11 protein-coding genes and 1 riboswitch are annotated in these 12,354 nt (G+C 38.1%); of the genes, 2 read left to right on the forward strand and 9 right to left on the reverse strand.

Going from position 1 to position 12,354, the window contains the following annotated elements; all coding sequences use genetic code 11:
* The first annotated feature begins 91 nt into the window (after positions 1–91).
* A riboswitch (cyclic di-GMP riboswitch) is annotated at positions 92–192 on the forward strand.
* A 193-nt stretch (positions 193–385) separates the two neighbouring features.
* From RGQ13_RS19515 to RGQ13_RS19525, 3 genes are read right to left on the reverse strand one after another with little or no spacing between them, the layout of a single operon-like run.
* Entirely contained in the window at positions 386–2,158 is a 1,773-nt protein-coding gene (locus RGQ13_RS19515) for a DUF885 domain-containing protein (protein ID WP_348391400.1), read from the reverse strand.
* 37 nt (positions 2,159–2,195) lie between these two features.
* Positions 2,196–2,651 carry a DUF523 domain-containing protein gene (locus RGQ13_RS19520; protein WP_348393441.1) on the reverse strand — a complete coding sequence of 152 codons (456 nt, stop codon included), beginning with the start codon at positions 2,649–2,651 and terminating at the stop codon, positions 2,196–2,198.
* Positions 2,647–4,398, reverse strand: coding sequence for a monovalent cation:proton antiporter-2 (CPA2) family protein (locus tag RGQ13_RS19525; RefSeq protein ID WP_348391401.1), 1,752 nt, complete (start codon positions 4,396–4,398; stop codon positions 2,647–2,649). Before RGQ13_RS19525 ends, RGQ13_RS19520 begins: the two co-directional genes overlap by 5 nt.
* Before the next feature lie 127 nt (positions 4,399–4,525).
* Between RGQ13_RS19525 and RGQ13_RS19530 the strand changes: the two genes are divergently transcribed.
* Positions 4,526–5,152: a peroxiredoxin-like family protein gene (locus tag RGQ13_RS19530; protein ID WP_348391402.1), complete on the forward strand. Its 627-nt coding sequence runs from the start codon at positions 4,526–4,528 to the stop codon at positions 5,150–5,152.
* 20 nt (positions 5,153–5,172) lie between these two features.
* Here RGQ13_RS19530 and deoA read toward each other — a convergent pair whose 3' ends face one another.
* Both deoA and RGQ13_RS19540 read right to left on the reverse strand, forming a co-directional pair.
* Positions 5,173–6,504 carry a thymidine phosphorylase gene (gene deoA / locus RGQ13_RS19535; RefSeq protein WP_348391403.1) on the reverse strand — a complete coding sequence of 444 codons (1,332 nt, stop codon included), beginning with the start codon at positions 6,502–6,504 and terminating at the stop codon, positions 5,173–5,175.
* Between the two features lie 8 nt (positions 6,505–6,512).
* Positions 6,513–6,929, reverse strand: a complete 417-nt coding sequence (locus tag RGQ13_RS19540) for a cytidine deaminase (protein WP_348391404.1) — start codon at positions 6,927–6,929, stop codon at positions 6,513–6,515.
* Positions 6,930–7,116: 187 nt separating this feature from the next.
* On the opposite strand from RGQ13_RS19540, the gene RGQ13_RS19545 reads away from it, so the two are divergent.
* Positions 7,117–7,914 (forward strand): hypothetical protein, encoded by a 798-nt coding sequence (locus RGQ13_RS19545; protein ID WP_348391405.1) that lies wholly within the window; start codon positions 7,117–7,119, stop codon positions 7,912–7,914.
* A gap of 93 nt (positions 7,915–8,007) precedes the next feature.
* Here RGQ13_RS19545 and RGQ13_RS19550 read toward each other — a convergent pair whose 3' ends face one another.
* The 4 genes from RGQ13_RS19550 to RGQ13_RS19565 all read right to left on the reverse strand — a co-directional run bounded on the left by RGQ13_RS19550 (position 8,008) and on the right by RGQ13_RS19565 (position 12,347).
* Positions 8,008–8,895: a spermidine synthase gene (locus RGQ13_RS19550; protein ID WP_348391406.1), complete on the reverse strand. Its 888-nt coding sequence runs from the start codon at positions 8,893–8,895 to the stop codon at positions 8,008–8,010.
* Positions 8,876–9,508: a fused MFS/spermidine synthase gene (locus RGQ13_RS19555; protein ID WP_348391407.1), complete on the reverse strand. Its 633-nt coding sequence runs from the start codon at positions 9,506–9,508 to the stop codon at positions 8,876–8,878. Before RGQ13_RS19555 ends, RGQ13_RS19550 begins: the two co-directional genes overlap by 20 nt.
* A 151-nt stretch (positions 9,509–9,659) precedes the next feature.
* Positions 9,660–10,676: a LacI family DNA-binding transcriptional regulator gene (locus RGQ13_RS19560; protein WP_348391408.1), complete on the reverse strand. Its 1,017-nt coding sequence runs from the start codon at positions 10,674–10,676 to the stop codon at positions 9,660–9,662.
* Positions 10,677–10,853: 177 nt separating this feature from the next.
* The gene (locus RGQ13_RS19565) at positions 10,854–12,347 is read right to left on the reverse strand and encodes an MFS transporter (protein ID WP_348391409.1); all 1,494 of its coding nucleotides are present in this window, start codon (positions 12,345–12,347) and stop codon (positions 10,854–10,856) included.
* Between the last annotated feature and the right edge of the window lie 7 nt (positions 12,348–12,354).

Here is a 12,354-nt window from a genome sequence, read left to right on the forward strand (position 1 = left end):
AATCAAGGAAAACTCGCTAATTATCATGATTTTTTTGTAAAAAGGTTTACAGCAAGGTTAATTTGACTATAATCACAGTTAGGGCTACTTAGCTCGTCCAAGGCAAACCTAGTGAAAACTGGGGACGCAAAGTTACCGGTCTAAAGATATTTTTGCAGTTTAAAAAGTATCAATGACAGCGGGACTGCCGACTAAGATATTGCGGGGGCTTATCTTTATTAGCAATCCTTGTTATGACTGTTTCTTTGCGTGCCTTGTCTTATCTTCTACCATTTTCCAATGACTTTCTGACTTCGTTTCTCGTTTCTCGTTTCTCGTTTCTAAATATAATGTCAGCGTCCATGCCAACATACAAAACTTAAGGCCCTAAGATCCTGAAATGAATTCAGGACGACACTAGAGTGTCGATTTCAGCCTGCTTTTGGGCAATATAATCTCGAATTATTGTTTCTAGTAAAGACAATGGTATTGCACCATTTTTCAATACTTCATCATGAAACTCACGTAAGTCGAAATGTTCTCCCAACGCTTGCTCTGCTTCCACTCGTAATGCTTTAATGGTGATTTCACCAAGCTTGTACGATAGCGCTTGTGCTGGCCACGAAATATAACGGTCTATTTCTGTTTGAACATTATGTAATGACAATGCCGAATTACTTGCTAGATAGTCCATAGCTTGCTGTCTTGTCCAACCTTTCATATGCATGCCAGTATCAACCACTAAACGCACAGCCCGCCACATCTCATAAGTTAAACGACCAAATCTTGAATACGGGTCTTGATAAAAACCAGCTTCAATTCCTAAGTATTCAGAATATAAACCCCATCCTTCACCAAAAGCTGAAATATAGGTCTCATTACGAAACTCAGGTACGTTCTCCATCTCTCGAGCAATTGAACCTTGTAAGTGATGTCCTGGAACAGCTTCATGCAACGTAAGCGCTTCTAATACGTACAAAGGTCGGCGATCTAAGGCATAAGTGTTTACCCAGTAGTTACCTGGTTGATCGTCACGACTGGGGCCAGAATAACGCCCAGTTGTATACTTAGGCGCTAGGCTTGCCGGAACCGGTATTACACCATATGGCGTACGGGGTAGAGTTTTAAATAAAGATGGCAACTTGGCATCCATCTTTTTCGCAATATAAGAGGCTTCTTTAAGTAACTGCTCAGGTGTGGTTGCATAAAATTGTGGGTCCGTTCTTAAAAATTCAACAAACTCAGCAAAGCTACCTTTAAATTCAACTTCCTTTATCACCTCTTCCATTTCAGCACGAATTCTTGCGACTTCTTTTAAACCAACATTATGAATTTCATCAGCATTCATCGTTAATGTAGTGTAGTGCTCAATTCTATTTTGATAGAAATCTGCGCCATTAGGAAAATCTTTGGCGGCAATAGTTTGACGTGCGTTAGGAATGTAAACATTAACCATAAAATCATAAAAACGCTGATACATTGGGTTAATATTTTCACTTATTATTTTTTGCGCTTGTTGTTTTAATTCGTCTTGTTGTTCAGTCGATATATGATCCGGCATTGTTATAAAAGGACGATAGAACTCACTTTTTGTCACGTCTTCAACAATTAGTGAACTAATACTATATTCAAAACCTTCTAATACGACTTGTGGCTGGCTTATACCTGACTCCAAGCCTTTCTTCATCCAATATGTTTGCTGTTCAAAATACGTATCTAAGGCAATTAATCGCTGTAAATAAGTTTGATAATCTTCACTTGATTTAAACGTTGAGCGGTTCACCATAAAAGTCATGTAGGCATGAAATCCACCCTCGGCAGTTATCGGCAAATAATGATCAAAGTTCTGATAGGAATCGATTTCATTTTTTAATTTATAAGCCAAAATAGTATGGTTTATTTGGTTGTCAAAGCTTAGTGTAGATTTATCGATAGCTTGCAAGCGTTGATATATACCAGCCGTTATTTCATGATCTTTCGCCAGCGCTTCTGGTGATACATCATAATAAAGAATATTGTTTTCTTTTTTAAATGGGTTTAATGAGTCCTGATACGTTTTTTGCTCATCAATAATTTGTAACAACTGGGCGTCGCTAGCTTGTACTTGTTCGTTGTCATCTGTTTGAACACATGAGAAAAGTAGGGCTATAGGAAAAAGGATAAAAATTAGTTTGTTCATAGGGGATTCTCTTTTTGAGTATGACCGTATTAAACTCTTACGCTCTATTGTAGTCAATAATTAATTGTGCAAGTGTTAACTCGCTGTAAACAGCTATACCATGATCACTTAGTAACTGTGCAGTAACGCCTTTGCCATTAACTTTAGTGCCATTAAAGTCACCATTATAAACTTGATTGCTTCCGCATGATGGACTGTATTCTTTGAGAAGGGCAAATTTTATCTGATGTTGTAAGCATAGACCTAAAGCGTGTTTGGCTCCTTGCTGAAATTGCTCGCTAACATCGACACCAAACTCATCAATCACTTTATTGCCAACTTGTTCGGCTCTAGCTCTTGGCACAGACAAACCGCCGGACACTTCAGGGCAAATAACAACTAAACAGCCCTGTTGTTGCCAAGTAGTAATTTGGGGATCAACAATAGATTTAGTCTTGCCGTCATACCTAACTTTATTACCTAAAAAGCAGCTGCTAATTAATATTTTACTAATCATGATCTTGTTTAAATAATGTTTCGAGCTCGGCTCGCCCCTGATTACTCACCTTAATTAACTCTTTTATATCGAATTTATTTTGGCCTTGATACGATTTTTCTAGCATTTCTTCATCATGCGCTTTAAATACTTTCACCAAATGTTTCGCTTTTGCTTTATCAAATCCATACTCTTCAAGCACTATTTGCGCCGCAGTTAAACTGCTATCAAACATTTCTCTTACATTAGTATAAACACCAATATCTCGGTATTTAAGTACACTAAAGCGGCTTTTAGCACGAGCAATAATCTTTATATGCGGGAAGTGTTCTTTTACTGTTTTTGCGATATCGAAACCATGCTTATCAGAGTCAGCGGCAATAAACATAATGCGCACATGTTCAATACCTGCAGCCTTTAATAATCTTAAATTAGTAGCATCACCAAAAAACACCTTGTTGCCAAATTGCTTTATAAATTCAATATGTTCTGCATTATTGTCAAGCGCCGTAAAGTGAATATTGTTGGCGGTCAATATACGACCAGTAATTTGTCCAAAACGACCAAAGCCAGCAATAATGACCTCAGGCTCTAAAATATCTGTTTCTGTATCATACTCGGGAGTCGCTGTTTTTCTCTGCTGAAGTTTTTCATAAAGGATCACTAAAGGCGATGTTAATGCCATTGAAATACCAACAATTAACGTAGCTTGTCCGGCTATCTCATTAGGTAACAACGAGTCGGCAACAGCTAAATTAAATATTACAAAGGCAAATTCACCACCTTGTGACAACATTAATGCTAGCCGCAAAGGATGTGTGCCCGCTTGATTGTTAAACCTTAAAAGGCCGTAGATAATGGCTGTTTTAATGGTAATTAACACTAAACTTGCACCAATAATAACCACCGGCTGAGCAATCAGTAAATCGAGTTCCAAATTCATGCCAATGGCAATAAAGAACAAACCAAGTAATAAGCCTTTAAACGGTGCTATTTCAACTTCTAGTTGGTGCCTAAAGCTTGAGTTTGCCAGTAAAATTCCGGCAATAAATGCCCCTAAGCCCATAGACAAACCAACTAATTGCATTACCAAAGCCGTAGCAATAACAATTAATAATGCCGCTGCAGTCATCACTTCAGTATTTCCATAACGAGACATAATTCGCAGTAACGGGTTAACTAAATAGCGACCTGAAAATAATACGCCAACAATAACTAACACACTGATATACCAAGCAGGTTCATTGGGGTTACTTGAGCCAGCGAGTGCGGCTACTAATAACAAGATAGGGATCACCGCTAAATCTTGCATCAGTAAAATTGAAAAGCCTTTTTGCCCTAATGGCGTTGTTAGTAAACGTTTTTCTTTCATTAATTGAATTGCAAAGGCGGTAGATGACAAGCCAAAAGCTAAGCCTAAAACAAGGGCAATTTTCCAATCAAACGAAAGCAGTAATAATATTGCAGTGATTGCTAAGGCACAAAATAGCAACTGGCCACCACCTATAAATAAGATTTGATTGCGCATTCTGAGCAGTTTTTCTGGCTCCAACTCAAGACCAATAACAAACAATAAAAACACTACGCCTAATTCAGCAAAATGTAATATTTGCTCTGGGTCATTAATAAGCCCTAATACTGATGGGCCAATAATTAAACCAGCAGCGAGATAGCCTAAAATGGCACCGAGTTTAAAGCGGGTGAAAATGGGAACTGCTATAACGGCAGCGCTAAGAAAAATAACACCGGAGGTGAGAGCGCTCATCAAAAATCCTATTTATGAATGAATCAATTGGCTTGGATATATAATATCTTATTTTAAGGAAATGTTTTCCGCTTATCCTTGGTCTATCAGAATAACATAAATTTTTTTATAAATTAGAGAGTGAACTGTGAAAAGAATATTAACCTTGCTAGCCCTATTATCGCTAAGCCTCAACGTAGTGGCAAAACCAATCGCTGAAACCCAAGACTTAGTTTCGCCTTTACTGCCAGGACAATCAATTCCAAGCACGATGACAAGTACTATAAAAAATGAAAACGTTGATTTGGCTGAATTAATCCGTGGTAAGCCAACGGTACTATTTTTTTATCGTGGCGGTTGGTGCCCATTTTGCAATGTACAAATGGGACAACTTCAAGAAATAGAAGGTGATCTTAAAAATCTCGGATTTCAGTTAATTGGCATATCGACAGACTCACCAACGGACTTGCAAAAAAGTATTAATAAGAAAGAGCTTAGCTACCAACTTTTATCAGACTACAACAGCAATGTTAGCCAGGCATTCGGTTTGGCTTTTTATGCTTCACAAAAAGTAACCGATCGCTATTTAGCAAAAATGAACTTACAGAATCCATTACAAAAAAATGCTGCTGGAGATGAACGTTTAGTATTACCAGCACCTGCAGTGTATGTAGTAGATGCAAAAGGATTAGTACAATTTCAATACGTTAATCCAAATTATAAAACTCGTCTAGCGCCAGAATTATTATTACATGCAGCAAAATTGGCGATGTAAACAAAACACTCGAAGGCTGATTATTCAGCCTTCCTATTTTCAGTAATGGTCTGATAAATCACTGGATTAAAGTTGTTAACTACCTCGCTGATCTGTACTGAATTCAGATAACTGTTTTTAGCAATAGCTAAACTGTCAGCAGAATTGGCATGTACTCTGGCAATCACATCCCCGGCAGTTACTTTACTACCAATATGAATAATTTGATCAAATCCGACGCTATGGTCTACATCTTGCCCATTTGATAATCGACCACCGCCTAAAGTAACCACAGCCATGCCTATATCCCGTGTTTGCATAGCGTTTATTACACCAATTGTTGGCGCTTTAATATCTTCAATAACGTTAGCAACAGGCATATATTTATCTGGTGTAGAGAACAAGTCGCTTGGCCCGCCCATATGAGTGATCATTTTAGCGAAAACTTCTGCAGCCTTGCCATTTGATAAGACGTTATTTACTAGCTGTTTAGCATCATTTGTATTTTTTGCTAACTCCGCATCAATCAGCATTGCGCAAGCTAAAGCATTTACTACTTCATGCAGCCTAGGATCTCGATATTCGCCACTTAAATAGTCTAGCGTTTCTTTAATCTCAAGGGCATTGCCGGCGGTATTTCCTAACACTTGATTCATGTCGGTTATAATTGCCTGGGTTTTAACCCCTGCACCATTAGCAACATTAACAATGCTTTGTGCCAGTTCTTTTGATGCCTGTATATCTTGCATCATAGCGCCATTACCGACTTTAACATCCATTACCAAAGCATTAAGGCCCGCCGATAATTTTTTAGATAAAATTGACGCGGTAATAAGCGGTACTGACTCAACCGTTGCGGTAATATCCCGAATTGAATATAAGCGTTTATCTGCTGGAGCAATGTTACTGGTTTGCCCTATTATGGCCATGCCTACATCTTTTACGATATGTTTGAATTGCTCTGTAGTAGGCTGAACATTGAAACCAGCAATACTTTCTAATTTATCTACTGTTCCACCAGTATGACCCAGTCCTCGCCCTGAGATCATTGGCACATAAGCGCCATTAGCAGCAACAATAGCCGCCAACATAAAACTAACTTTATCGCCGACACCACCAGTAGAGTGCTTATCTACAATAGGTCCATCAAGCTCAGGCCATTGTAATACATCTCCAGAGTTCATCATTTGTCTTGTTAAGGCGACCGTTTCATCAACATTCATCCCTTGTTGCACAATGGCCATCGCCATAGCACCTACTTGCGCGTCATTAAAACTGCGATCAACTAATCCCGTGACAAAGCCTTGAATTTCAGCATTCGATAAGACTTTACCATCACGTTTTTGACGAATAATTTCTTGTGGAAGAAACATAATATTGCCTATTCTAAATCTTTCGGGGTAAAAGCATCTGGAAGTAACTGTTTAACGGTCCAGCTTATTTGTTGGTCAAGGTGATTTACCGCAGTGACTATTGCTGATTGATCCAAAAATTCGGCAATCACTTGTCGACAGGCACCACAAGGTGGTGTGAGCTTTTCTTGCTCGGTATAAATAACTAACGTTTGAAATTGTTGCTCACCATTAATTACTGCTTGAGCAATACAATTTCGTTCTGCACAAACAGTTAATCCATAAGAGGCATTTTCAACATTACAACCACTGACTATATTGCCATTTTTTGTTAGTGCCGCCGCACCTACAAAGAAGTTGCTATACGGTGCGTAGGCATTGTTATATGCGTTTTTTGCCGCCAGTTCAAGGGCACTAATATTTAAATTTTGTTCTACCTTCGCCAAAAGAAATCCTCGTTCAACTAATTTATTATCAATAAGTTTAGCAAAAGATAAGCTACACACATTAGATGTTTACACTAACTATCAAACTAAAACATTGTTACTCTACTCTCATCCGAAAATGGCAACTATACTTAAACTAAGTTTATTAAAAATAACAAAAAATTGATCAAATGATTTTGGGAAAGAAATGAAAAAAACGCTCATCATATTATCCTTTATCTTCATAGCTGTTACTGCGCTATTTTTGATGCCCGAACGTCCTCCAATAAAAGCAGACAAAGTATTTGTAAAACAAGTACCTACTACCAAAAATCAAAAAACTAATGCTACCTCCAAGAACATAGAGAACAGTAAAGATAACAACTCTAATGACACTATTGAAACTGCGGTTAAAGATAAAACAATTCTCAACGAAGCGCCTGATGGAAAACCAAATGTTGATGGGGTTTTGCCAGTTCAGAAAATTAATTATCGTCATCAAAAACAATATTTTAAAAATCAAAGAAATATCTTTGCATTAAATAATCGAAGCGACGAAGAAAAAGCAATTGATGCATTACAATTCAATCCTTACTGGGGACTAGAAGCAGATTACGCTAATTTAAAAGGTGCCCACAAAGGTCAAGATGCAGTTCTTGATGAAGCGAGCGAAGTACGCTTCAGAGATAGCGCCGAATCATCCGCTATTATGATAAATATCATTGGCTCAGTCCCACTCACAGAAAAGTCCTCATTTTTTGCCAAAGTTGGGCTGAACAACTGGGAAATTGAAGAAAGCCAAGCGAACGCCCTTAGTGCCAATCAACGTCCTGTTTATGGTCAACCCGGAATGAACTCAGACTTAGATGGTGGTACTGATATGTTCTATGGCATTGGTTTTAAGTATGATTACGACAGCTTTATTTTAAAATCTGAAATGCAAGTATTTGAAATAAATGGTGAAGAGCATGAAGTCTTCACCATAGGTGGTGATTTTAAGTTTTAATCACCTACAAGAAGATCCCGTATCAAGTACGGGAAGACGATAGTGGAGTACGGGACGACTAGGTCGTCTGCTATGGCCACTTCTTGGCGATCTTTACAATAGGTTGGCCGGAGAATATTGATCGGTTAAAACTTTATATTCTTCATCAGGTAGTTGCTCAATTTCTAAAAAGGCCAACATATTGGTTAGTTTAATATTATAGTCTGCTAATCTTGGCTCTAATTTAATCAAACGCTCTGACAACTCTACATTAGTCGGTTTTATTTTAGGGAGCATGATCACTCTGTTACCCTTGTTATAACCTTTTTGCAAAGAGTAAAAATCACCAAATACTGCATGATAAGTAGCCGTTTCATGATGATAAAGTTTACTACTAGAAAATGTGTTCGCAACCAATACTCCATTATCGGTAAGCAAACTTTGAGTTTCTTCTAAAAACTCTTTGGTTAACAAATGCTCTGGAATATATTCGCCATTAAAGGCATCGAGAATAATCAAATCGTATTGTTGATTTTTACGTTTTGCCCGTTTAATAAAAATACGGCCATCTTGGGTATGACTTCTCACCTTATCAGATGTTTTAAAATCAAAATATTGCTTCGCTACTCTGATGACCGCAGGGTCAATTTCAACATTATCAATTTCAACGTCGGGAAATAATTCTAATAAGCTATTTGACAATGTGCCGCCGCCTAATCCGATAATAAGTACTTTCTTAGGCGATGGATTAAATAACAAAGAAGACATGACATACTTGGTGTAATCAAACACCAATGCTTTTGGTTTGGTTTTATCGATGCAAGATTGACTCGTTTTCAGACGCTTAACAGAAAATTTTAAACAACGAATATCGCCTTTATCTTCAACAATAATGTTGCGATATAAAGAGCGCTCTTCTTTTATTATTTCCGCCTGTACAGAAAACGGAATGAATAAAATAAAGGCGAGTAAGCCTAAAAATTTATGATTGCAGTTGAACATGTGCATTTTTAAATTCCATTTTGTAAAAACATATCGCTAATATTCCAAGCGTTATAAGCAGTAAACAAAAACTAAAGATTATTGTATTTACTTCAAACCAAAGTACCAAATAAAATGATGTCGCTAACGTACCAATTGCCGAGCCCAAGGTAGACACAAAATAAAGCATGCCTGCAACATGGCCACTTTCAATATGACTGGTCACTAATAAACGTACAGAGTAAGGTGATATCATCCCAAGAATAATTGTGGGTATGAAAAACAGCAACATAGAGGCTACTAGTGAGCCATATCGGCTGTCTTCAATGTTATCAAAAACAAACTCCAGCATAGGAGTAGCAAAATACGCTATCGGCAATAATGCAATGCCGGCAAACATAAATATACTGCCATAACGCTTTAAGGAAGGTTTAGTTAATGATAATCGCCCGCCAAGTAAGTAGCCAAAAGATAACGACAACATAAACACAGTAATAATACTGCCCCATACATGTACGCTTGAACCAAAATAGGGAGCTAATATGCGACCACCAAGTAACTCAATGCCCATGATTGAAAAGCCGCTACTAAAGGCGAGTAAATAAATAAAATAGTTATGGAAGGTTCTGTTCATGTTACTGCAAATTAGACAAGTTATCTGTCTAATTTAACAGTACGAAATAGGGCAAGCAACAATAAATTAACTTATTATAAAGATTTTATTCGTGAACGAATAATACCAATTCCATTAATTATGGACTTGGTATTATTGTTCTTATAGGAGATTAAGTATCGGTTGAACCACGTTCAATTAACTGGCTTGGAATTAAGGTAGTGTTTGGCTGTTCACCACCCACGAGTTTTAGCAAGTTATCAACCAAGAGCTGTCCAGCAAGTATGGTGTCTTGTTTGGCAGTAGTCAAAGGTGGGTTTATAAAGTTGGCCATAGGAATATCATCAAAACCTACCACAGAAACATCATCAGGAATTTTTAAACCATGCTCTTTAAGTGCACGAATTGCGCCAATAGCAATAAGATCACAAGCGCCAAATAAAGAATCAAACTTTACTCCTTGGGCTAATAAATCTTTGGTTGCCAAATAGCCGGCTTCTTCGGTGTACAGAGCATCAACTTGTAAATTTTCATCCACAGAAACACCTGCTTTTTTGAGAGCTTTAACATGTCCTTTATAACGATCATTAAACTCTGGAGCCCGACGTGATGCGGTACCTATGAAAGCACATCTACTGCGACCTTTATGTAATAAATGCTGAGTTAATTGCATACCGCCATGAATGTTATCACAGCCTAAGGTCGCTACTTGCATATCTTTTACTTCTGCGCCCCAACGAACAAAATGTGTTTTTTGTTCAAGCAGTTGTACTAGTTTCTTCTTATATTCTACGTAATCACCATAGCCTAATAAAATAATACCGTCAGCTTTGTTAGTATCTTCAAACTCGGCATGCCAGTCATTGTCCATTTGCTGAAAAGAGACGAGCAAATCATAACCTTTATTGGCACAAGCACGGGTGATGCTGCCAAGCATGGAAAGGAAAAACGGGTTAATTTGTGAATCATCAGAGGTAGAATCTTCAAACAATAACAGTGCAATGGTGTTACTTTGTTGAGAACGTAAATTACGGGCGTTTTTATCGACTTTATAATTTAGCTCTTTAGCGATGGCCTGAACTTTAAGGCGAGTTTCTTCATTAACCAGTGGACTGTTTCTCAACGCGCGAGAAACAGTAGACTGAGAAACACCGGCACGATAGGCAATATCAAAGGAGGTTGCTTTCACTACTTAGTTCTATATTTGTTTATACTAAAAAAATAGTAACGTAAGCGATATAGAATGTATATACCCGTTATCATTCAATATGCAGGTTCAAAATACGTTTTGAGTGCTTTGAATGGTAACGGGTATAACGATGTTATGCAGAAACAATTGCTCCTGCATGACCTATTATTGTCGAAACTAATCTTTAACTCGTAATACACTTACTGCCGCTATAATCATAAAGACACCGCCAAGCACTAGCGCATAAACGCTCTGATTGGCAAACAGCTCACGAACCAACAGGCCTAACACGCTGGCTGCCAATATTTGTGGAATAACTATGAAGAAGTTAAAAATTCCCATATATACACCCATTTTATTAGCCGGTAGTGAACTTGACAATAATGAATACGGTACAGATAAAATCGATGCCCATGCAATACCAACACCAATCATAGACACTAACAGTAAATCAGGATTCTCAATAAACGCCATAGAAATTAGCCCGGCTGCGCCGCAAAATAAACAAATGAAGTGCGCCCATTGACGTGAATACTTGGCTGCCAAAACAGGAATAATAAACGCGGCTAATGCTGCAAAACCATTATACGCGGCAAATAATACACCAACCCAGTCGGCACCGGTATTATAGGCCGTTGAGGTTGGGTCGTTAGAGCCAAAGTGAACACTAGTCACCGCAGACGTGGTATAAATCCACATGGCGAATAAACCAAACCACGAGAAAAATTGGGTTATCGCCAGCCTCTTCATGGTTTCAGGCATGTGATATAAATCATCAATCACCTCATAAAAGCCATTACTGGTTTTTCCGGATGATTGCATTTTAGCCACTATAAATTGCACCAAAGCAAACACAATAAAACCTATCGATAAAATGAACAACTGCTTGTCCAGAGTAAAGTGGACGATGGCAAAGGTCGAAATTACGCCGATAGTTAAATAGATCAATCCCTTTTGTTGGTAATTTAGATCAGTTCTATCATCAACGGCTGCACTACTTTCACCCACAGTTAATTCTGCAGCTTCAAATTCGGCTAGTTGCTTTGGGCTATATTCTTTTGATGAATATACTGTCCATAACACCGATGCGAGTAGCACCAGGCCACCAAAATAAAATGAATACTTAACTGATTCAGCAATTTCACCTGCAGGAGCAACATTATTTACACCAAACCAGTTAGCCAACATATACGGCATTGCTGAAGCCACAATTGCGCCAATACCTATAAAGAAGCTTTGCATGGCAAAACCAGTAGTACGTTGCTCATGTGGTAAATTATCACCAACGAAAGCGCGAAACGGTTCCATGGTAATATTTATTGATGCATCTAAAATCCACAATGTACCGGCGGCAATCCAAAGTGCTGAAGAGTTCGGCATAACAAACAAAGCAAGTGTTGTTAAAATGGCTCCAGCAAAAAAGAATGGACGACGGCGGCCAAATTTGTTCCAGGTATTATCACTTAAATAGCCGACTATCGGCTGTACAATTAATCCTGTAATAGGTCCAGCGATCCAAAGAATAGGGATATCGTCAATTTCAGCACCAAGGGTTTGAAAAATTCGACTAACATTGGCATTTTGTAGGGCGAAACCAAACTGGATGCCTAAAAAGCCAAAACACATGTTCCATATTTGCCAGAACGATAATTGTGGTTTTTGATTGCTCATAATTCTA

It is taken from the genome of Thalassotalea psychrophila, from assembly GCF_031583595.1.
Lineage (GTDB): Bacteria > Pseudomonadota > Gammaproteobacteria > Enterobacterales > Alteromonadaceae > Thalassotalea_A > Thalassotalea_A psychrophila.